Here is a 21647-nt window from a genome sequence, read left to right as displayed (position 1 = left end):
GCTCAGTCGAGCTTGACGTTACCCTGCGCCACCACGGTGGCCCAGTGCTTGCGCTCGCGCTCGAAGAAGCTGCCGAACTCGGCCGGGGTCATGGTGTAGACCTCGGCACCCTGCGCGGTCAGGCGCGAGCGCACTTCGGGCGAGCGGATGATGCGGGTCAGCTCGGCATTGAGTTTGTCCACCACCGGCTGCGGCGTGCCGGCCGGCACCAGAATGCCTTGCCAGGTGCCGGATTCGAAGCCCTTGACGCCCTGCTCGGCGATGGTGGGCACGTCAGGCAGCAGCGGCACGCGGGTGGCCTTGCTCACGCCCAGCACCTTGAGCTTGCCCGACTGCACGAAAGGCAGCGTGGCCAGCATGCCGTTCATCACCACCTGGGTCTGGCCGGCGACGGTGTCGCTCAGCGCCTGCGAGCCGCCCTTGTACGGGATGTACTGCCACTTGGCCTGGGTGGCCTTTTCCACCGCCACGCCGGCCAGGTGCGGCGCGCTGCCGATGGCGGTGATGGCGAAGTCCATCTGCCCCGCCTTGGACTGCGCCACCAGCTCCTTCAGGTTGTTGGCCTTGACCGACGGATGCACCACCAGCAGGTGGGGCGAGTAGGCCAGCATGGTCACGCCCTTCAAGTCCTTGGAGGGATTGAAGGGCAGCTTGGTGTAGACCGAGGGGCTGATGGACAGCGCACCCACGTCGCACAGCAGCAGCGTGTAGCCGTCGGCCGGGGCCTTGGCCACCATGTCGCTGCCGGTGTTGCCGTTGGCACCCGGCTTGTTCTCGACCATCACCGTCTGCTTCAGCGCCTCCTGCAGCGGCTGGCTGATGATGCGGGCAATGATGTCGGACGAGCCACCCGGCGTGTAGGGCACCACGATGCGGATGGGCTTGCTGGGCCAGGCGTCGGCCTGCGCGCTGGCCCATCCGGCAGCCGCCAGCAGCCCGAGGGCGGCCGTGGACTGGAGAAATCGGCGGGTGGTGTACTTCATCGCGGTTGTCTCCGGGTCGGCGGCCAGCGGCACGCCTGAGTTGGCAAAAGCGGGTGGCTTCAGCCCCGCTCGGCCAGCGCCGTGGCTCGGCGTCGGCGTTCGCGGCTGTTGGCCAGGTGGGTGCGCATCGCGGCCCGGGCCCCTTCGGGGTCCTGGTGGACGATGGCGTCGTAGATGCTTTCGTGCTCGCCGTTCACGCGGCGCAGGTATTCACGCCGTTCGGCGTCCAGCACGTCGGCGCCGTTGAGGCGGGCGCGCGGGATGATCATCGCGCCCAGGTAGTTCATCAGCCCGATGAAGTGGGTGTTCTGCGTGGCCCGGGCGATCTCCACATGGAACTGGAAGTCGGGGCCCACGGTGTCGCCGTCTTCTTCCAGCGCCTTGGCAAAGGCGTCCAGCGCCTGGCGCATCGCGGCCAGGTTGTCGGGCGTGCGGCGCTGGGCGGCCAGGCCGCAGGCCTCGGTTTCCATGCCGATGCGCAGCTCCAGCAGCGCGATCACGTCGCGCAGCGTGCCCAGCTGCTCACGGTCGATGCGAAAGGGCTCGGCCTCGTCGCCCACGCCGCGCACGAAGGTGCCGATGCCGTGGCGCGTTTCCACCAGGCCCGAGGCCTGCAGCTTGGAGATGGCCTCGCGCACCACGGTGCGGCTGACGCCGAACTCGCCCATGATGGCCGCCTCGGTGGGCAGCTTGTCGCCCACCTTGAGATGGCCTTCGCGGATGCGGTCGCCCAGCGCATCCACCAGCTCCAGCGCCAGGGTGCGGGGGCGGCGGCGCACGACGGTGCCGTCGGCGGTCGGAACGACCGGGGTGGAGACCGGGAGGGACGAGGGCAGGTTCGGTTTCACGTGGGCATTGTGATTGGTTGTACGACAACCGACAACGCTGGTTTCTACGTAGCATCGTCGGCCGTTCGCGCACCCTACTTCACTGGCGCCACGAAGGCGATCAACTTGCCCAGGTTGGCCACGAAATCGGCCGTGTTGATGCCCAGCGGCCGGTCCTTCTTGACGTACGGATCCACCAGCGGCGGGTCCTGCGGGTCGTAAGGCGAGGTGTCGTAGATGTCGCCCACATGCTTGCTGCGGTAGGCGGTGCCGGCGTACTCGGCCGCCGGGCCGTCGCCGCGGTACGGGTTGGTCACCTGCGCCAGCGGCGTGAGCCAGTGGTTCTTGGTGCCCAGGTCGGCCACCAGCTTGGCTGCATCGGCCTCGCTCACCGTCGGGCTGGTCATCACCGCGCCGGTCAGCAGGTCGGCAAAGTCCACCTCGCGCAGCGAGAAGTACTTGGGCAACGCGCCGGCGGTGGTCACTTTCAGCGGTGAACGGGCGGCCATCTCGGCCACCGCCGCATCGCTCATGCCGGCCAGTTCGTCATAGGTGCGCTGCAGGCCGGCGATGTTGATGTTGCGGCCGGCCGAGTAGTGGCTGGGCGTGTTGCGGTGATCGTGGTCGACGTAATAGGCACCGTTGTGGATGTTGGAGCCGTAACGGTGCACGAAGCGGCCGACGTTGGTGCCCAGCTCGATGAAGGTGGGATGGGTGCGGCCATTGAGCAGCGGGTTGTCGGCGATCTGCTGGGCGGTGAGCTTGCAGCTCTCCAGCCAGGCGATGGCCTCGGGCACGCGGGCCAGGTAGCTGCGGTCGCCGGTGATGCGGAAGTAGTTGAACAGCTGCTGGACGTTGGTCTGCGTGGTGTGCGTGGCCAGGGCGCGCGGCTCGTAGCTGCGGGCACCGGCGGGGGCGCCGGCCGCCCGGCCGCCGTGGTCGGTGGCCAGGTGCTGCAGGCCCCAGCCGGCCTGCGGCCCGGGCTGCTGCAGGCGGCGCAGGCAGTCCATCGCGCGCTGTACGGGCGCCACCAGCTCGGTGCGGCCCAGGCCCTTGATGCACAGCAGCAGGAACTTGATGTTCTCACCGGCCACGTCGTCGTTGAAGGTCACGTGGCGGGTGTAGTCGCCGTCTTCCATGCCCTGGGTGGCGCCCGCCGGCAGCAGCTGCGGGTTGGGCTGCGGCATGCTGCTGATGCCGTTGGCCACCGGAAAGCGCTGCGGCCAGCCGCCGTCGGCCACGCCGCCGCTGAACTGCGCCGCCAGCACGAAGCCGATGGCCTTGTCGACCGAGGCCAGGAAGCGCGGGTCCTTCTTCTCCAGGTACATGCGCAGCATGAACTGCGAGGACACCGCGGTGCCGGCGTCGTCGAAGGTGGCGTTGCCGTAGTAGTGCTGGAACTCCTCCAGCCGCCAGCCGTTGGCGCCGATGGTCTCGTACCAGTGCCGCAGCGAGTCCTCGCCCGCGAAGTCGTAGATGTAGTTCCAGCCGCCGGCCGGATGCTGGGCCTGCACCAGCGCCAGCGCGGTGCGCTCGGCGGCGGTGTAGAAGGTCTCGTCACCGGTGGCGTGGTAGGCGTCCAGCAGCGCATGGCCGGCGGTGGGCGTGCCGGGCGGCTGGATCCAGCACATGCTGCGCTTGGCCTCCATCTCGCCCCAGGTGATGCTGAGGTCGGGCAGGTACTGCCACACATAGCCGCCGCGGTAGGAGACGGTCTGGTCCATGTACACCGCAGCGCGCTTCATCGCATCGCGGGCCTGGGCCACGGCATCGGTGCCGCTGCCGGTGTCGGGGTTGGCGGGCGTGTCGTCGTCGCTGCCACCACAGGCGGCCAGGGCCGCGGGGGCCAGGGTGGACAGCATGAAGCTGCGGCGCTTGAGCATGGGTGTCTCCTCGTTGTCGTAAGTCATCGTACAAGTCGACCTCACGGGCTTCACCCGCACAACTCCGCTGCAAAACGGCGTCTTGGGCGTGCCATCGCACCGGCGCACGCGCCCGCGCGCGCACGCGTCGATCTATGCGTACCGGCGGTCACAAGTTGCCGATTTCCCCGATGCCGCCGAGGGCAAGTCATCCACCCCGCCGGCCTCTTCGCCATCCAGGCCGGGGGCTCGCCGCGCCTCATGCCGCCGACGCTGGCAGACGCGCCGGGTAAACCCTGTGGACAGTACGTAGCCGGTCATCGACCATTGCCGCCGTTGTATGACAACTGACAACCGCCCCATGACCTCTGCCCCGGTCGCCACCACGCCCCTGCGTTTCAAGCGCCTGCTGCTCACCGGCGCTGCCGGCGGCCTGGGGCGCGAGCTGCGCCAACGCCTGCCCCACTACTGCGAGACGCTGCGCCTCTCCGACATCGCCGACCTGGGCAGCGCCGGCCCGCGTGAGGAAGTGATGCCCGCGCGCCTGGAAGATGCCCCCGCGGTGCTGCAGCTGCTGGAAGGCGTGGACGCGGTGGTGCACCTGGGCGGCGTGTCGACCGAGCAGCCCTGGGAGCCCATCCTGCAGGCCAACATCGTGGGGATCTACAACCTGTACGAAGCGGCCCGCAAGCAGGGCGTCAAGCGCGTGCTGTTTGCCAGCAGCAACCACGTCACCGGCTTCTACCGGCAAGACGAGGTGATCGACGCCCGCGACCCGATGCGGCCCGACGGCCTCTATGGCCTGAGCAAGGCCTTCGGTGAAAGCCTGTCGCGCTTCTACTGGGACCGCTACGGCATCCAGACCGTGTGCCTGCGCATCGGCTCCAGCTTCCCCGAGCCGCGCAACCGCCGCATGCTGGCCACCTGGATGAGCTACGACGACCTGGAGCGCCTGGTGGTGGCCGCGCTCACCGCGCCGGTGGTGGGCCACAGCATCATCTTCGGCATCAGCGACAACCACACCCGCTTCTACGACAACACCTACGGCGCCCACATCGGCTACCGGCCGCAGGACAGCTCCGAGCCCTTCCGCGCCAAGGTGGAAGCCGGCGAGCCGGTGCTGGACATGAACGACCCGGCCAACGTCTACCAGGGCGGCCCCTTCGTGCGCACGGGGCCCTTCGAATGAAGCCGGTGTCCGATCTGCGCGACCAGGTGGGCGAAAGCCCGGTGTGGTCGCCCGAGGAACAGGCGCTGTGGTGGGTGGACATCGACGGCCAGTGGCTGCGCCGCCACCACCCGGCCACCGACCGCACACAGAGCTGGGCCACGCCCGAGCGCACCGGCTGCATCGCGCTGCATGCGCAGGGCGGTCTGATCGCGGCGATGGAAACCGGCCTGTGGCGGCTGCAGCCGCAGGACGACGGCCGCCTGGACGCGGCCCTCGTCGCGCCGGTGGGCCATGCGCGCGACCACATGCGCTTCAACGATGGCCGCACCGACCGCCAGGGCCGCTTCTGGGCCGGCACCATGGTGCGCGACATGAGCCTGGCCAGCGATGCCGGCGCGCTGTACCGCTGGGACGAGCGCGGCCTGGTGAAGGTGCTGGACGGGCTGATCACGCCCAACGGCCTGGGCTTCAGCCCCGACGGCCGCACGATGTACCTGAGCGACTCGCACCCCAGCGTGCAGAAGGTCTGGGCCTTCGACCTGGATGACGAAGGCACGCCGCGCAACCGCCGGCTCTTCATCGATTTCAACGAGCACCCCGGCCGCCCCGACGGCGCCGCGGTGGACGCCGAGGGCGGCTACTGGATCTGCGCCAACGACGCCGGCCTGGTGCACCGCTTCACGCCCGACGGCCGGCTGGACCGCTCCATCGCCGTGCCGGTGGCCAAGCCCGCGATGTGCGCCTTCGGCGGCGCGGCGCTGGACACCTTGTACGTCACCTCGATCCGCCCCGCTTCGCCGCCGCCCGAGCAGGCGGCGCTGGCCGGCGCGCTGTTCGTCGATTGCCCGGGCGCCCGCGGGCTGCCCGAAGCCCCCTGCAAGGCCTGAAGAGCCCGTTGCCCGACCCCCGGAACCCCCGATACCACCCCCAGGAGACTGACCGATGCGTAAACCCCTGCTGCTGGCCGCGCTCATCGCCGCCGCCTTCATCGCCCCCGCCGTGCATGCCGTCGAGTTCCGCTCGGCCGACGTGCACAACAGCGACGACTACCCCACCGTGGCCGCCGTGCGCCACATGAGCGACGTGCTCAGCAAGCAGAGCAACGGCAAGTACAAGATCAAGGTCTTCAACAAGAGCGCGCTGGGCACCGAGAAGGAAACCATCGACCAGGTGAAGATCGGCGCGCTGGAGCTCAACCGCGTGAACATCAGCGCGCTGAACTCCATCTGCCCGAAGACGCTGGTGCCCACCATGCCCTTCCTCTTCGACTCGATCGAGCACATGCGCAAGACGCTCGACGGCCCCATCGGCGAAGAGATCCTCAAGGGCTGCGAAGCCGAAGGCCTGATTGGCCTGGCGTTCTACGACAGCGGCGCGCGCAGCATCTACAGCAAGAAGCCGATCAAGAGCGTGGCCGATGCCAAGGGCCTGAAGATCCGCGTGCAGCAGTCCGACCTGTGGGTGTCGCTGATCAGCGCCATGGGTGCCAACGCCACGCCCATCCCGATCGGCGAGGTGTACACCGGCCTCAAGACCGGCCTGATCGACGCCGCCGAAAACAACATCCCGTCGTACGAAGGCTTCAAGCACTACGAGGCGGTGAAGTTCTATTCGCGCACCGAGCACTCGATGGCGCCCGAGATGCTGGTCATGTCCAAGGTGGTGTTCGACAAGCTGCCCAAGGCCGACCAGGACCTGTTCCGCGCCGCCGCCAAGGAATCGGTGGGCTTCCAGCGCCAGAAGTGGGACGAGCAGGAAGCCAAGTCGCTGGCCACCGTCAAGGCCGCCGGCGCCACCATCGTCGACGGCGTGGACAAGGCCTCCTTCCAGGCCGTGATGGCGCCGGTGTACGCCAAGTTCATCACCACGCCCGACCTGAAGCGCCTGGTCAAGGCCGTGCAGGACAACAAGTAAGCCCCAGCGCCACCGCAGCATGAACACCGCCCTGCCCACCGGCGCCGGCACGGTCTCCGCGACCGTGCACGGTGCATCCACCACCGCCGCCGTCAGCCCGGTGGCCCCGGCCACCGATCCCGACGGCGCGCAGCGCCCGCAGGCCGACCACGCCTTCAACCGCCTGTGTGCCTGGCTGTCCAAGGCCAGCCTGATCGGGGCGGTGATCATGCTCATCACCATCATCGTTTGCGTGCAGTACCAGGTGGTGGGCCGCTACGTCTTCAACGACACCCCCACCTGGGCCGAAGGCCTGGCGCTGCAGCTGGTGCTGTACGTCACCGCGCTGGGGGTGGCGGTGGGCGTGCGCGATGCCGGCCACATCGGCCTGGAGTCGCTGGTGTCGCTGCTGCCCGATGGCGTGCGGCTGAAGATCGAGATCCTGATCCACGGGCTGGTGGCACTCTTCGGCGCCATCATGTGCTGGAGCGGCTGGACCTGGACGGTGCTCAAGTGGACCGACATCAAGCCCATGATGGGCGTGCCCGTGGGCCTGGACTACCTGGCCCTGGTGGTGGCCGGCGCCCTCATCGTCCTTTTCTCGATCGAGCACATCCTGGCCCTCATCGCCGGCGAAGACGTGCTGCCTGCCTGGCACTGAAGCCGCGGAGCCCCTCATGGAACTGACCGTACTTTCCGTCGTCTTCGGCCTGCTGCTGCTGCTGGGCGTGCCGGTGGCTTTTTCCATCGGCCTGGCGTCCATCGCCACCGTGCTGTATTCGGGCATGCCCATCGCCATCGTCTTCCAGAAGATGGTGGGCGGCATGCAGATCTTCTCCTTCCTGGCCATCCCGTTCTTCGTGTTCGCCGGTGAGCTGATGCTGTACGGCGGCATTGCCGATCGCATCGTGCGCTTTGCCAACAGCGTGGTGGGCCATGTGCGTGGCGGCCTGGGCATGAGCAACGTGCTGGGTTGCACCCTGTTCGGCGGCGTCGCCGGCTCGCCGCTGGCCGACGTGTCGGCCATGGGCTCGGTGATGATCCCGCTGATGAAGAAGGAGGGTTACGACGCCGACTACGCGGTGAACGTGACCACCCACGCGGCCCTGGTGGGCGCGTTGATGCCCACCTCGCACAACCTGATCATCTTCACGCTGGCCACCACCGGCATCGCCTCGGTCAGCGTGTTCAGCCTGATCCTGGCCGGTGTCATCCCGGCGGTGATCCTGACCCTGTGCAACCTGGCCGCCGCCTACTACGTGGCCGTCAAGCGCGGCTACGCCACGCACGGCCGCTTCCCCGGCTGGCGCGAGGTGCTGCTGTCCTTCCTGGGCGCGCTGCCCGGCCTGCTGATCGTGGTGATCATCCTGGCCGGCATCCTGTCGGGCATCTTCACCGCCACCGAATCGGCCGCCACCGCGGTGTTCTGGGCGCTGCTGGTCACCGCGCTGGTCTACAAGACGCTGAGCTTCGAGAACTTTCTCAAGGCCTGCGCCAAGGCCTGCAAGACCACCGGCGTGGTGCTGCTGCTGATGGGCATCTCCTCGGCGTTCGGCTACTTCATGGCGCTGTACGAGGTGCCGCAGAAGACCGGCGAGCTGATGCAGTCGGTGACCACCAGCCCCTGGGTCATCTTCCTGATGATCAACGTGCTGCTGTTCGTGCTGGGCACCTTCCTGGACATGGCGGCCACCATCCTGATCTGCACGCCGATCTTCCTGCCCATCGCCCAGCACTTCGGCATGGACCCGGTGCAGTTCGGCATCATGATGCTGATCAACTGCGCGCTGGGCCTGAACACGCCGCCGGTGGGCACCACGCAGTTCGTGGGCTGTGCGATCGGCGGTGTCTCCGTAGGGGAGGTCATGCGGTCCATCCTGCCCTTCTACGGCGCCCTCACCGTGTGCCTGATGCTGGTGACCTACGTGCCCGCCTTCTCGCTCTGGCTGCCCAACATGTTCCGCTGACCGGCTCAGGCCCGCGCCAGCGCGGCCTTCACCCGCTCCGGCGTGAAGGGCACCTCGCGCAGCCGGGCCCCGGTGGCGTCGAACACCGCATTGCCGATGGCCGCCGGGATGGCGCAGGGCGTGGGCTCGCCGGCCGCGTAGGTGGGCTGGTCGGGCCGGTCGATCAGGTCCACCTCCACCCGCGGCACCTGGTCGTGCCGCAGGATGGGGTAGCTGGCCCAGTCGCGTGACAGCACCTCGCGGGTGTTCCACTGCACCGCCTCCATCAGCGTGCGGCTGACGGTCTGGATGGTGCCGCCCTCCACCTGGTTCACCGTGCCGTCGGGGTTGACCACCAGCCCGCAGTCGTGCGCCACGCACACCCGCTCCACCCGGATCTCGCCGGTCTTGCGGTTGACCGCCACCTCGGCCACCGCCGCCACGTAGGTGCTGCTGTTGCTGTAGCGCAGGTAGCTGATGCCCCGGCCCCGCGCCACCTCGGCCTGGCCCGCCGCGGCCGGCTGGATGCCCACCCGCGGCGACCATCCGGCACGCGCCATGGCCTGCCGGACGACCGCGATGCCGCGCGGGTCCTGCAGGTGGCGCAGCCGGAACTCGGCCGGGTCGGCCTGCGCCGCGAAGGCCAGCTCGTCGATGAAGCTCTCGTTGGCGAAGGTGTTCTCGATGCGGCCCGGGCTGCGCAGGTGCGCGCTGCGGAAGAAGGCCTTCTCCACATGTCGGGTGTTCACCCGCACGTTGGGCAGGGTGTAACCCACGCCCGAGTTCTGGAACAGGAAACCCACCCAGTTGCCCGGCCGCGGCAGGCCGGTGTCGCTGGCCGCCAGCAGCGGAAAGTCCAGCGGCTTGAAGGCCACGATGTGGTTGAGCGCGATCCAGAACTCGGCATTCCAGGCCACGATGCGGCCCGACTCGTCCAGCGCCGCTTCCAGGTCCATCGAGCGCGGCGGGCTCTTGGGCGAGCGCGCCATCTCGTCGTCGCGCATCCACTGCACGCGCACCGGCTGGCCGGTGAGCACCGCCAGCAGCGCGGCATCGGCCGATGCGTCCTCATGGCCGTTGCGGCCGTAGCAGCCCGAGCCTTCCAGGTACACGATGCGGATGCGCTCGGCCGGCAGGCCGACGATGGGCGCGATCTCGGTGACCAGCGAATGCGTGGCCTGCGAGGCGCTCCACACCGTGAGGTGTCCGTCGCGCAGCTCGGCCACCGCGCAGCTGGGGCCCATGGAGGCATGCGTCTGCACCGCGAAGTCGTAGCGGGCCTTGAGCCTGCGCGTCGACTGCGCCAGCACCGCGGGCGCATCGCCCACGTTCTGCGTCAGGTCCTGCTTGGCCAGCGGGCGCTGCCGCCAGTGCTCGAACACCGTGGCCGGCTCGGGCAGGGCCTCGGCCGCGCCCCACTGCACCTTCATCGCCCGCATGGCCTTGATGGCACTCCATTCGGTGCTGGCCACCACCGCCAGGAAATTGCCCTTGCGCACGCTGCGCACGAAGCCGTTGACCTGGCGCGCCGCGCCATCGTCGAACGACAGCAGCGTGGCACCGGTGGCCGCCGGCCGCAGCACCCGCGCATGCAGCATGCCGGGCAGGCGGAAGTCGTGCACGTAGGTCCACTCGCCGGTGAGCTTGCCGGGAATGTCCACCCGCGCCACCGGCTTGCCGATCCATTGATAGTCGGCGGGCTTCTTCAGCGCCACCTTGGGGTCGACGGCCAGCAGCAGCGGCTCGGCCGCGGCCAGCTCGCCATAGCCCACGCGGCGCGCCGGATCGGTCTTGACGAACACCAGGCCGTCACGGCAGCCGGCCTGCTCGGGCGGCACGCCCAGCCGGGCGGCGCCACGCACCAGCAGCACGCCACGGGCGGTGGCGCAGGCGCGGCGCAGTTCCAGCCCGCCCTGTGCGATGGTGGTGCTGGCGCCGGTGAGCCATTGGTCGGGCGTGGTGTCGGTGTCGCCCATCACCAGCGAGATGCGGTCCAGCGGCAGGTCCAGCTCATCGGCGGCCAGCTGCATCATGGCCGTGCGTGAGCCGTTGCCCAGGTCCACCTTGCCGGTGTAGATGGTGGCGCGGCCATCGGGCTGCAGCGCCACGAAGGCTTCCACGCGGGCCTTGTCCAGCACCTTGGCTGCGGCCGGCGGCGCGGCGGCGGCTTCGCCGGCCCAGGCATAGCCCACCACCAGCGCGGCCGAGGACAACAGGAACTGCCGGCGGCCCGGCTGCATGCGCGAGGTCTTGTCCATGCCGGTCCCCTTCACGCCGTCACCGGCTGGCCCGATGCGCGCTGCACCGCGCGCACGATGCGCTGGTGCGTGCCGCAGCGGCACAGGTTCATCGCCAGGCCCTCGCGGATCTGTGCCTCGGTGGGCTTGGGAATGCGCTTGAGCAGGTCGGCCGCCTGCATCACCATGCCGTTGATGCAGTAGCCGCATTGCGCGGCCTGCTCGTCGATGAAGGCCTGCTGCAGCGGCGAAGGCCGCGCACTGCTGCCCAGCCCTTCCAGCGTGGTGACCTGCGCGCCGCTGCCCAGCGCCGACACCGGGTACACGCAGGCGCGCATGGCCTGCCCATCGACATGCACGGTGCAGGCGCCGCACTGGCCCAGCCCGCAGCCGAACTTGGGGCCGTGCAGTTCACACTGGTCGCGCAGCACGTACAGCAGCGGGCTGTCGGCATCGGCCTGCACCTGGCGGCGGCGGCCGTTGACCTGGATCTGGAAGGTGGGCATCGCCCTTGTCTCCTTGTGGTGGGCCCTGGGGTCGGGCCTTCAGTCGAACAGCCAGGGCTCCTGCGCCCGGCGCCGCGCTTCATAGGCGCGTATCGCGTCGGCCTTCTGCAGGGTCAGGCCGATGGGGTCAAGGCCGTGCAGCAGCCGGTGCTTGCGCTGCGCATCGATGGCAAAGCCGATCGGCGCCTCGCCTTCGGGCGTCAGCGTCTGCGTCGGCAGGTCGATCGCCAGGCGCAGGCCCGGCCGGGCCGCCACCAGCGAAAACAGCCGGTCCACCGTCACTGCATCCAGCGCCACCGGCAGCAGGCCGTTCTTGAAGCAGTTGTTGTAGAAGATGTCGGCGAAGCTGGGGGCCACCAGCGCTCGGATGCCGAAGCCGTGCAGCGCCCAGGGCGCATGCTCGCGGCTGGAGCCGCAGCCGAAGTTCTCGCGCGCCAGCAGGATGCGCGCGCCTTCGTAGGCGGGCTGGTTGAGCGGGAAGTCGGGGTTGCGCGGGCGGCGGCTGCAGTCCTGGCCGGGCTCGCCGCGGTCCAGGTAGCGCCATTCGTCGAACAGGTTGTCGCCGAAGCCGGTGCGGCGGATCGACTTCATGAACTGCTTGGGAATGATCGCGTCGGTATCGACGTTGGCCCGGTCCAGCGGCACCACCACCGCGTCCAGCCGGTTGAAGGCTTCCATCACGCCACCTCCTGGCTCAGATCCACGAAACGGCCGGCGATGGCCGCGGCCGCCGCCATCGCCGGGCTGACCAGGTGGCTGCGCCCACCGGCGCCCTGCCGGCCCTCGAAGTTGCGGTTGGAGGTGGAGGCGCAGCGTTCGCCCTCGCCCAGCCGGTCGGCATTCATGCCCAGGCACATCGAGCAGCCGGGCTCGCGCCATTCGAAGCCGGCGGCGATGAACACCTGGTCCAGGCCCTCGGCCTCGGCCTGTGCCTTGACCAGGCCCGAGCCCGGCACCACCAGTGCCTGCTTCAGGCTGGCGGCCACCCGCCGGCCGCGGATCACCGCCGCGGCGGCGCGCAGGTCTTCGATGCGGGCATTGGTGCAGGAACCGATGAACACCTTGTCCAGCGCCAGGTCGGTGATGCGGGTGCCCGGCTGCAGGCCCATGTACTGCAGCGCCCGCTGCAGGCCGGCGCGTCGCACCGGATCGGCCTCGTAGGCCGGGTCAGGCACACGGCCGTCCACCGGCACCACCATCTCGGGCGAGGTGCCCCAGGTGACCATCGGCCGCAACGTGGTGGCATCGACGTGCAGCGCGTGGTCGAAGCGTGCGCCCTCGTCGCTGGCCAGCGTGCGCCAGTAAGCCACCGCGGCGTCCCAGGCGGCGCCGCTGGGCGCAAAGGGCCGGCCCTGCAGGTAGGCGATGGTCTTGTCGTCCACCGCCACCAGGCCCACGCGGGCGCCGGCCTCGATGGCCATGTTGCACAAGGTCATGCGGCCTTCCATCGACAGCGCGCGGATGGTGCTGCCCATGAACTCGATGGCGAAGCCGGTGCCGCCCGCAGTGCCCAGGCGGCCGATGATGGCCAGGATCAGGTCCTTGGCCGAGACGCCGCGCGGCAGCCTGCCCTCCACCACCACCTGCATGCGGCGCATCGGCTGCATCGCCAGCGTCTGCGTGGCCAGCACATGCTCCACGTCGGAGGTGCCCACGCCGAAGGCCAGTGCCCCGAAGGCGCCATGGGTGCTGGTGTGCGAATCGCCGGCCACCACCGTCATGCCCGGCAGCGTGGCGCCCTGCTCGGGCCCCACCACGTGGATGATGCCCTGCTGCCGGCTGCCGATGCCGAACTGCGTGACGCCGAACTCGCGGCAGTTGGTGTCCAGCTGGCGCACCTGCTCGCGCGACAGCGGGTCGCGGATGGCGTCGATGCCGTTGCGCTCGGCCCGGAGGGTGGGAATGTTGTGGTCCACCGTGGCGATGACGGTGGAACGCCGCCAGGGCCGGCGCCCGGCGATGCGCAGCCCCTCGAAGGCCTGCGGGCTGGTCACCTCGTAGACCAGGTGGCGGTCGACGTACAGCAGCGCCTCGCCGTCGTCGGCCTGCTCGACCAGGTGGCGCTGCCAGAGCTTGTCGAACAGGGTCTGCGGGGCGGCGGCGTCGGGTATGGCGGTGGTGGGCATGCGGTTCAACCTCGTGCTTCGGCGCGGGTGCGGATCTCGTCGAAATCCGCGGGCAGCGCATGCAGGTCCAGCCGGCGGCCGGCCTTGACCAGCTGGCTGGGAATGTCATGGCCGATGAGCGCCGGCAGCCGGCGGCTGGCCTGCAGCAGCACCGCCAGGTCGACGCCGGTGTCGTAGCCCATCAGCTGCAGCGCATGCACGACCTCTTCGGTGCACACGTTGCCGGTGGCGCCCGGCGCATACGGGCAACCGCCGATGCCGCCGAAGCTGGCGTCGAAGCGGTCGGCCCCGGCCGCGATGCCGGCCAGCACATTGGCCAGGCCCATGCCGCGCGTGTTGTGGAAGTGCAGCGTCAGCTCGGTGCCCGGGTGGCGCTCGCGGAAGGCCTGCGCCAGCCGCTCCACCTGGGTCGGGTAGGCCATGCCGGTGGTGTCGCACAGCGTCACGCCACCGCAGCCCAGCTCGCCCACGTAGCGGCTGCACCAGTCCAGCACCGCGGCTTCGGGCACGTCGCCTTCCATCGGGCAGCCGAAGCTGCACGACAGCGACACGTTCACCGCCACGCCGGCCGACTGCGCCATGCGGGCCGTCTCGGCCAGCGCGGCGAAGCTCTGTGCCTGCGTCATGCGCAGGTTGGCCAGGTTGTGGCTCACGCTGGCCGACATCACCAGGTTCAGCTCGTCGGTGCGCGATTCGATTGCCCGCTCGGCGCCGCGGGCATTGGGCACGAGCGCGGTGTACAGCGTGCCGGGCCGGCGCTGGATCTCGCGCATCACCACCTCGGCATCACGCAGCTGCGGGATGGCCTTGGGGCTGACGAAGGAAGTGACCTCGATCTTGGCCAGGCCGGCCTGCGACAGCAGGTCCACCAGCGCGATCTTGTCGGCCGTCTCGACGAAACGCGTCTCCACCTGCAGGCCGTCGCGCGGGCCCACCTCCTGAATATGCAGACGACGACCGCTCACGCCACCACCCCGCGGTTGCGCAGCGCCGCGATGTCCTGCGGCGCGTAGCCGGCTTCGGCCAGCACGGCGTCGGTGTCTTCGCCCAGCCGCGGCGCGGCGCTGCGCACGGCGCCGGGTGTGCCCATCAGCTTGGGCACGATGCCGGGCACGTCCACCTCGTAGCCGTCGCGCGTGGCCTGCTTCAGGATCATGTCGCGCGCCTGGTAGTGCGGGTCCTCGACGATGTCCTTGGCGGTGTAGGCGCGGCCGGCCGGCACGCGGGCCTCGGCCAGCACCGCCAGTGCCTCCGCGGTGCCACGCTGCAGCGTCCAGGCCTCGATGGCGGCGTCCAGTTCCTCGACGCGCCGCACGCGGCCGGCGTTGTCGGCCAGCGCCGGGTCCTGGCCCAGGTCGTCGCGGCCGATGGCGCTCATCAGCCGCTTGAAGATGCTGTCGCCATTGCCGGCGATCAGCACCACGCCGCCGTCGCCGCAGCGGTAGGCATTGCTGGGCGCGATGCCCGGCAGCGCCGAGCCGGCGGGCTCGCGCACCACGCCGAAGGCGCTGTATTCGGGCACCAGGCTTTCCATCACGTTGAACACCGCCTCGTGCAGCGCCACGTCGATCACCTGGCCGCGGCCGCCGTTGACCTTGCGGTGGTACAGCGCGGTGAGCACGCCCAGCGTGCCGTGCAGCGCGGCCAGCGTGTCGCCGATGCTGATGCCGCAGCGCACCGGCACGCGGCCGGCTTCACCGGTGAGGTGGCGCAGCCCGCCCATCGCTTCGCCGATGGAGCCGAAGCCCGGCAGGTCGCGGTAGGGCCCGGTCTGGCCGTAGCCGCTGATGCGCAGCATGATGAGGCCGGGGTTGTCCCGCGACAGGGTCTCGTAGTCCATGCCCCAGCCTTCCAGCGTGCCGGGGCGGAAGTTCTCGATCAGCACGTCGGCCTGGCTGATCAGCCGGCGGGCGATGTCCTGGCCCTCGGGGCTGCGCAGGTCCAGCGCAACGGAGCGCTTGTTGCGCGACTGCACCTGCCACCACACCGAGGTGCCTTCCTTGATCAGCCGCCAGTTGCGCAGCGGATCGCCGCTGCCCGGGGCCTCGATCTTGATGACGTCGGCGCCGAAGTCGCCCAGCGTCTTGCCGGCGAAGGGGCCGGCGATCAGTTGCCCCATCTCCACGACCTTCAGGCCTTGCAGGGCTTGGGGGGTCATGCCTGTGCTCATGTGCTTGGCTCCAGCAGTTGGCGGTGTTGTGCGGCGGGCGCGGCGCGCCTCAGTCGACGGTGGCGCCGCTTTCCTTGACGATGCGGGCCCACTTGGGCAGGTCTTCCTTGACCAGGGTGGCGAACTGCTCGGGGCTGCCCTTGAAGGGCTCGCAGCCCAGCGTGGCCAGCTTCTCCTTGGTGTCGGGTGCATCCAGCACCTTGGCCAGCGTGGCCGACAGCTGCGTGATCACGGCCTTGGGCGTGCCGGCGGGCGCGAAGAGGCCGTACCACGGCGTGCTGCCGAAGCCCTTGATCGTCTCGCCGATGGTGGGCGAGTCGGGCAGCGCCGAGACGCGGTGCTCGTTGACCACGCCCAGCACCTTGAGCTTGCCGCTCTTGATGAAGGAGATGCTGGACGGCAGGCTTTGCACGCTCACCTGCACCTGGCCGCCCACCAGGTCGGTGACCGCGGCCGACGCGCCCTTGTAGGGCACGTGGGTCAGCTCGATGCCGGCAGCCTTGCCCAGCATCTCGCCGATCAGGTGGTTGAGCGTGCCGTTGCCGGCCGAGGCGATGGTGTACTTGCCCGGCGCGGCCTTGGCGGCGGTGATCAGCTCGGCAACGGTCCTGGGCGCGAAGCCGGTGTTGGCCACCAGCACGTAGCCGGCCGTGGCCACCGGCGAGATGGGCTCGAAGTCCTTCACCGGATCGAAGCCGGTGGACTTGTACAGCGCCGGGTTGATGACGTGCGCGCTGTTGACGGTGAGCAGCAGCGTGTAGCCGTCGTTGCGGGCCTTGGCGGCCGCGGCGGTGCCGATGTTGCCGCCGGCGCCGGGCCGGTTGTCCACCAGGAACTGCTGGCCCAGCGTCTCGGTGAGCTTCTGCGCGACGATGCGGGCGATGGCGTCGTTGGCGCCGCCCGGGGCCTGCGGCACGATGACCGTGACGGGCTTGCTGGGGTACTTGTCTTCAGCGAAGGCGCTGCCGGCGGCGCCGATGGCCAGCAGGGCGAAGGCAGCGGTGACGGCATGGGCGGCCAGGCGGCGGGTGGGTTGCATCGTCGAGTCTCCGTGGTGGCGCTTCGGGGTTCGAGCGTCTGGCGGAAATTCTGCGAAGCCGCGCCCTGGCGCGGAATGACCGGTTCGCGAGCCCAGCTTTCGCGAACCGAGAAATCCAGGTTAACCCGCGGGTGTCACCGGGGCGGCAGCGGGCGCGCCGGCCACCAGGTGGTCCAGCAGCAGGCGCACCGGCCGCGGCAGCGCGGCCAGGTCGCGCACGCCCAGCAGCAGCTCGCGGTGCACCCAGGCATCGCTGAGCGCCAGGCACACCAGATTCATCGAGCGCAGGTGCGGCTGCACCGCCGCTTCGGGCAGCACCGAGATGCCGAGCCCCGCGGCCACCATCTGGCACATCGCGTCGAAGCTGCGCACGTGGATGCGCACCCGCAGCCGGCGGCCCAGGCTGGCCGTCTCGGCGGCCAGCCGCTGCGCCAGCGAGGTTTCCTGCGGCAGGCTGACGAAGTCGTGGTCGGCCACCTCCACGAAGGCCAGCGGCGCGTCGCCCGCCCGCGCCGCCAGCGCATGGCCGGCCGGCACCACCACCACCAGGCGGTCGCGCCGGTAGGGCAGCGTCTGCAGGCCCAGGGCCGGCGTGCGCTCGGCGAACAGGCCGATGTCCGCCCGCCCGTCCACCACCGCCAGCACCGCTTCGCGGCTGTTGGATTCATCCAGCTCGATGCGGATGCCGGCATGCGCGGCGATGAAACCGGCCAGATCGGTCGGCAGGAACTGCGTCACCGCCGAAGTGATGGCCGCCAGCCGCACCACGCCCACGATGCCGGAGGCATGGTCCGACAGGTCGGCCGCCAGGTGGTCCACGTCCATCAGGATGCGCTGCGCATGGCGGTGCAGCGCCTGCCCGGCCAGCGTGAGCGTGACGCCGCGCGAATGGCGCTCGAACAGTTCGGCGCCCACGGTGTCTTCCAGGTCGGAGATGCGCTTGCTGGCGGCGCCCACCGCCAGGTGCGCCCGTTCGGCCCCGCGGCTGATGCTGCCGGTGCGCACGATCAGGTTGAACAGGGACAAGGACACCAGGTCCAGGCGATGCAGGTTCATCGCGATCTCCGCGGCCATGGCGCGCCAGACGGCAGCGCGCGCTGGCGGCGATTCTGGCGCCTGGCCCCGCGGCCGCCGGAACTTTCGGCATCAGGCCCCACTCCATGCTGGCGTCACTGCACACACACCACCATGGAATCGTCCGTCCTCGTCCTGCTGTCCCTCACCGCCGCCCTGGGCTTTGCCGCCTGGCAGGCTTGGCGCATCGGCAATGAACGCCGCGACGTGGCGCTGCTGGGTTCCGTGGCCGGGCTGCTGGGCGTGGGCGCCGGCGTGGCCGCGGTGGTGTAGTAAGCCGACCCGGCTTACAGCGCGGAGGCGCGCACCCGGCCTTCGCGGAAGAAGGCCTGCAGGTTGTCGAAGGTCAGGTCGGCCATCGCATGCCGCGTTTCCACGGTGCCGCTGGCCATGTGGGGCAGTAGCACCACGTTGTCCAGCTGCATCAGCTCGCCGGGCACATGCGGTTCGCGGTCGAACACGTCCAGCCCGGCACCGGCGATGCGGCCTTCCTGCAGCGCTTTCACCAGCGCCGCCTCGTCGATCACGCTGCCGCGTGACACGTTGACCAGGAAGCCTTCCGGCCCCAGCGCGTCCAGCACCTCGGCATTGACGAGGTGGCGGGTGCCGGCGCCGCCGGCAGTGATGACCACCAGATAGTCGGCCCAGCGCGCCAGCTCCAGCAGCTGCGGCTCATGAGGCCAGGGCACGCCGGCCACGGGCCGGCGGCTGTGGTAGCGGGTGGGCATGTCGAAGCCGGTGGCGCGCTGCGCGATGGTGCGGCCGATGCGGCCCAGGCCCACAATGCCCAGCCGCGCACCGCTGACGCGGCGGCCCAGCCGGAAGCGGCGTTCCAGCCACTCGCCCCGGCGCACGAAGCGGTCGGCGGCGCTGACACCGCGCGCCACGTCCAGCAGCAGCGCCATCGCCAGGTCGGCCACGCAGTCGTTCAGCACGTCGGGCGTGTAGCCCACGGCGATGCCGCGCCGCGCCGCCGCCGGCAGGTCGATGCGGTCCAGCCCCACGCCGAAGCTGGAGACCACCTTCAGGTCGGGCAGGGCCGCGATCTGCGCGGCGCTGCAGCCATGCACCGCCGAGGTGGCCATGCCTACGATGCCGGCGCCGTGCTCGGCCAGCCAGGCTTCGGCGTCGGGCTGGGTGTCCAGCCGCTGCAGGTCGAACTCGGCCGCCAGGCGGGCTTCCAGGCCCGGCATCAACGGGCCCATCTGCAGGATGCGGTGTGGGTGGCTCATGGGTACTCCTTGGCCCGCATCATGCCGCCGTCGCGGCCCGCCTGGCGCATCACGCCTGCGTGTACGCGGTCTTCACGGTGGTGAAGAACTCGGCCGCGTAACGGCCCTGCTCGCGCGGGCCGTAGCTGCTGCCCTTGCGGCCGCCGAATGGCACGTGGTAGTCCACGCCCGCGGTGGGCAGGTTCACCATCACCATGCCGGCCTGCGCATGCCGCTTGAAGTGGGTGGCGTGCTTGAGGCTGGTGGTGGCAATGCCCGAGGCCAGGCCGAAGGGCGTGTCGTTGGCCAGGGCCAGCGCTTCTTCGTAGTTCTTGGCGCGCAGCACGCTCACCACCGGGCCGAAGATCTCTTCGGTGTTGATGCGCATGCCGGGCGTGGTTTCGGCAAACAGCGCGGGCTGCAGGTAGAAGCCCGGCGCGCCGTCGGCATTGGTGGCGATGGCCTGGCCGCCGGCCACCAGCCGCGCACCTTCCTGCTGGCCGATGCCGATGTACTTCAGGTCCTGCGCCAGCTGCTTCTCGTCCACCACCGGGCCGATGTCGGTGCCCGGCTTGCGGGCATCGTCCACCTTCAGGGTCTGGATGCGCGCGGCCACCGCCGCCACGAAACGGTCGTGGATGCCTTCGGTGACGATGATGCGGCTGGACGCCGTGCAGCGCTGGCCGGTCGAGAAGAAGCCGCTGTTGACGGCCGCATTCACCGCCACGTCCAGGTCGGCATCGTCCAGCACCACGAAGGGGTTCTTGCCGCCCATCTCGAGCTGGAACTTGGCCATGCGGGCCACGCAGGCTTGCGCCACGCGCTGGCCGGTGGCCACGGACCCCGTGAAGCTGATGGCGGTGACGCGCGGGTCTTCCAGCAGCACCGCGCCCACCTCGGAGCCGCGGCCCATCACCAGGTTGAACACGCCGGCCGGCAGGCCGCTGCGCGACAGGATGTCGGCCAGCGCCCAGGCCGAGCCCGGCACCAGGTCGGCCGGCTTGAACACCACCGCATTGCCATGGGCCAGCGCCGGCGCGATCTTCCAGGCCGGGATGGCGATGGGGAAGTTCCAGGGCGTGATCAGGCCCACCACGCCCACCGGTTCACGCGTGATCTCCACGCCCACGCCGGGGCGCACCGAGGGCATCAACTCGCCGCCGGGGCGCAGCGCCTCACCGGCGAAGAACTTGAAGATGGCGCCGGCACGGGCCACTTCGCCGATCGCCTCGGGCAGGGTCTTGCCTTCTTCGCGGGCCAGCAGATCGCCCAGCTCGGCCTTGCGGGCCAGGATCTCGCTGCCTGCGGCGTCCAGCACGTCGAAGCGCTGCTGTGGCGTGGACAGGCCCCAGGCCGGCGCGGCCGCATGGGCGGCGGCGATGGCCTGGCGGGCCTGGGCGGCATCGGCCTGGGCGTATTCACCGATCAGGTCACGCGTGTCCGACGGATTGATGTTGCGGCTGGTGCGGGCACCCGCCACCCATTCGCCGCCGATCAGGTTCTTGTGCATGGCCGGGTCCTGCTCACTGCGGGCCGAGGGTGGCGATGAGGGCCTTGAGTTCCTCGAACTCGGCGGCCTTGAGGTCCGACAGCGGCGGGCGCACCGGGCCGGCACCATGACCGACGATGGTGGCACCGGCCTTGACGATGCTCACCGCATAGCCTTCGCCGCGGTTGCGGATGGCCAGGTAAGGCAGGAAGAACTGGTCGATCAGGCGATCGGTGGTGGCGGTGTCGCCGGCGGCCAGCGCGTTGTAGAAGTCCATCGCCGTGCGCGGGATGAAGTTGAAGACGGCCGACGAATACACCGGCACGCCCAGCGCGGCATAGGCTGCGGCATACACCTCGGCGGTGGGCAGGCCGCCCAGGTAGGCCACACGGTCGCCCAGTGCACGGCGCACGCCCACCATCTTCTCGATGTCGCCCACGCCGTCCTTGTAGCCGATCATGTTCGGGCAGGCGTCCACCAGGCGTTGCAGCGTCTCGGGGGCATAGCGCGAAGCGCCGCGGTTGTAGACGATGACGCCGATCTTCACGCTGTCGCACACCGCCTTGGCATGCTGGAACAGGCCTTCCTGCGTGGCTTCGGTCAGGTAGTGCGGCAGCAGCAGGATGCCCTGGGCACCGGCGCGCTCGGCTTCCTGCGCGTAACGCACCGCCAGCGTGGTGCCGCCGCCGGCACCGGCGACGATGGGCACCTGGCCGCGGCAGGTTTCGCTGGCCACCTTGATCACCTGGCTGAACTCCACCGGCTCCAGCGAAAAGAACTCACCCGTGCCGCCGGCCGCGAACAGCACGGTCGCGCCATAGGGCATCAGCCATTCCAGCCGCTGGGCATAGCCGCGCGGGTCGAACTTCAGGTCGGCAGTGAAGTCGGTCAGCGGAAAGGACAGCAGACCCGACGACATGGCTTGCTTGAGTTCCTGGGGGCTCATGGGTTCTCCGGTTGAAAAGCGGTGTTTGTTGTCGGTCATCGTACAACGTAAGCCGCTTGGAACTCAAGACCTGGCGACATCGGTATTACTGCGTACAAGGAAAACAGGGCGATCCCGCTTGACGATGAACCCTTCGAGCACGAAGATGTTGTACGACAACCTACCAG

20 protein-coding genes are annotated in these 21647 nt (G+C 69.8%); 6 read left to right on the top strand and 14 right to left on the bottom strand.

Going from position 1 to position 21647, the window contains the following annotated elements:
• Window positions 1-2 precede the first annotated feature (2 nt).
• The 3 genes from MW290_RS17490 to MW290_RS17480 form a co-directional block, all read right to left on the bottom strand.
• Window positions 3-983 carry a Bug family tripartite tricarboxylate transporter substrate binding protein gene (locus MW290_RS17490; RefSeq protein WP_250198982.1) on the bottom strand — a complete coding sequence of 327 codons (981 nt, stop codon included), beginning with the start codon at window positions 981-983 and terminating at the stop codon, window positions 3-5.
• Window positions 984-1042: 59 nt separating this feature from the next.
• Entirely contained in the window at window positions 1043-1762 is a 720-nt protein-coding gene (locus MW290_RS17485) for a FadR/GntR family transcriptional regulator (protein WP_375142958.1), read from the bottom strand.
• A 143-nt stretch (window positions 1763-1905) separates the two neighbouring features.
• Entirely contained in the window at window positions 1906-3720 is a 1815-nt protein-coding gene (locus MW290_RS17480; RefSeq protein ID WP_250198981.1) for a pectate lyase, read from the bottom strand.
• Window positions 3721-4012: 292 nt separating this feature from the next.
• Between MW290_RS17480 and MW290_RS17475 the strand changes: the two genes are divergently transcribed.
• The 5 genes from MW290_RS17475 to MW290_RS17455 all read left to right on the top strand — a co-directional run bounded on the left by MW290_RS17475 (window position 4013) and on the right by MW290_RS17455 (window position 8703).
• Entirely contained in the window at window positions 4013-4861 is an 849-nt protein-coding gene (locus MW290_RS17475) for an NAD-dependent epimerase/dehydratase family protein (protein ID WP_250198980.1), read from the top strand.
• Window positions 4858-5730 carry an SMP-30/gluconolactonase/LRE family protein gene (locus MW290_RS17470; RefSeq protein ID WP_250198979.1) on the top strand — a complete coding sequence of 291 codons (873 nt, stop codon included), beginning with the start codon at window positions 4858-4860 and terminating at the stop codon, window positions 5728-5730. Before MW290_RS17475 ends, MW290_RS17470 begins: the two co-directional genes overlap by 4 nt.
• A 55-nt stretch (window positions 5731-5785) precedes the next feature.
• A complete protein-coding gene (locus MW290_RS17465; protein ID WP_250198978.1) occupies window positions 5786-6757 on the top strand; it encodes a TRAP transporter substrate-binding protein in 972 nt (323 codons plus the stop codon).
• Window positions 6758-6965: 208 nt separating this feature from the next.
• Window positions 6966-7397 (top strand): TRAP transporter small permease, encoded by a 432-nt coding sequence (locus MW290_RS17460; RefSeq protein ID WP_250200039.1) that lies wholly within the window; start codon window positions 6966-6968, stop codon window positions 7395-7397.
• A 16-nt stretch (window positions 7398-7413) separates the two neighbouring features.
• Window positions 7414-8703 (top strand): TRAP transporter large permease, encoded by a 1290-nt coding sequence (locus tag MW290_RS17455; protein ID WP_250198977.1) that lies wholly within the window; start codon window positions 7414-7416, stop codon window positions 8701-8703.
• Between the two features lie 5 nt (window positions 8704-8708).
• On the opposite strand, the gene MW290_RS17450 is transcribed toward MW290_RS17455, so the two are convergent.
• From MW290_RS17450 to MW290_RS17415, 8 genes are all read right to left on the bottom strand, one after another.
• Window positions 8709-10940, bottom strand: a complete 2232-nt coding sequence (locus tag MW290_RS17450) for a xanthine dehydrogenase family protein molybdopterin-binding subunit (protein ID WP_250198976.1) — start codon at window positions 10938-10940, stop codon at window positions 8709-8711.
• Window positions 10941-10951: 11 nt separating this feature from the next.
• Window positions 10952-11425: a (2Fe-2S)-binding protein gene (locus MW290_RS17445; protein WP_250198975.1), complete on the bottom strand. Its 474-nt coding sequence runs from the start codon at window positions 11423-11425 to the stop codon at window positions 10952-10954.
• A 39-nt stretch (window positions 11426-11464) separates the two neighbouring features.
• Complete coding sequence (leuD, locus tag MW290_RS17440; protein ID WP_250198974.1) at window positions 11465-12103, bottom strand: 3-isopropylmalate dehydratase small subunit; 639 nt, start codon at window positions 12101-12103, stop codon at window positions 11465-11467.
• Window positions 12103-13551: a 3-isopropylmalate dehydratase large subunit gene (leuC, locus tag MW290_RS17435; RefSeq protein ID WP_250198973.1), complete on the bottom strand. Its 1449-nt coding sequence runs from the start codon at window positions 13549-13551 to the stop codon at window positions 12103-12105. The genes leuD and leuC overlap by 1 nt, the downstream gene beginning before the upstream one ends.
• 5 nt (window positions 13552-13556) lie before the next feature.
• The gene (locus tag MW290_RS17430) at window positions 13557-14516 is read right to left on the bottom strand and encodes a hydroxymethylglutaryl-CoA lyase (protein WP_250198972.1); all 960 of its coding nucleotides are present in this window, start codon (window positions 14514-14516) and stop codon (window positions 13557-13559) included.
• On the bottom strand, window positions 14513-15709 hold the full coding sequence (locus MW290_RS17425; RefSeq protein WP_375142913.1) for a CaiB/BaiF CoA transferase family protein: 1197 nt from the start codon (window positions 15707-15709) through the stop codon (window positions 14513-14515). The genes MW290_RS17430 and MW290_RS17425 overlap by 4 nt, the downstream gene beginning before the upstream one ends.
• Before the next feature lie 61 nt (window positions 15710-15770).
• A complete protein-coding gene (locus tag MW290_RS17420; RefSeq protein ID WP_250198970.1) occupies window positions 15771-16760 on the bottom strand; it encodes a Bug family tripartite tricarboxylate transporter substrate binding protein in 990 nt (329 codons plus the stop codon).
• Between the two features lie 120 nt (window positions 16761-16880).
• Window positions 16881-17816, bottom strand: coding sequence for a LysR family transcriptional regulator (locus tag MW290_RS17415; RefSeq protein WP_250198969.1), 936 nt, complete (start codon window positions 17814-17816; stop codon window positions 16881-16883).
• A gap of 132 nt (window positions 17817-17948) precedes the next feature.
• Between MW290_RS17415 and MW290_RS17410 the strand changes: the two genes are divergently transcribed.
• Complete coding sequence (locus MW290_RS17410) at window positions 17949-18107, top strand: hypothetical protein (protein ID WP_250198968.1); 159 nt, start codon at window positions 17949-17951, stop codon at window positions 18105-18107.
• Window positions 18108-18121: 14 nt separating this feature from the next.
• Here MW290_RS17410 and MW290_RS17405 read toward each other — a convergent pair whose 3' ends face one another.
• The 3 genes from MW290_RS17405 to kdgD are packed head-to-tail and all read right to left on the bottom strand — an operon-like array spanning window position 18122 to window position 21480.
• Entirely contained in the window at window positions 18122-19066 is a 945-nt protein-coding gene (locus tag MW290_RS17405) for a 2-hydroxyacid dehydrogenase (RefSeq protein ID WP_250198967.1), read from the bottom strand.
• Between the two features lie 49 nt (window positions 19067-19115).
• Window positions 19116-20555: an aldehyde dehydrogenase family protein gene (locus MW290_RS17400; RefSeq protein ID WP_250198966.1), complete on the bottom strand. Its 1440-nt coding sequence runs from the start codon at window positions 20553-20555 to the stop codon at window positions 19116-19118.
• 13 nt (window positions 20556-20568) lie between these two features.
• Window positions 20569-21480, bottom strand: coding sequence for a 5-dehydro-4-deoxyglucarate dehydratase (gene kdgD, locus MW290_RS17395; protein ID WP_250198965.1), 912 nt, complete (start codon window positions 21478-21480; stop codon window positions 20569-20571).
• Between the last annotated feature and the right edge of the window lie 167 nt (window positions 21481-21647).

The organism is Aquincola tertiaricarbonis (assembly GCF_023573145.1).
GTDB lineage: Bacteria > Pseudomonadota > Gammaproteobacteria > Burkholderiales > Burkholderiaceae_C > Aquincola > Aquincola tertiaricarbonis_B.
This window is presented reverse-complemented; position numbering and strand designations above follow the sequence as displayed.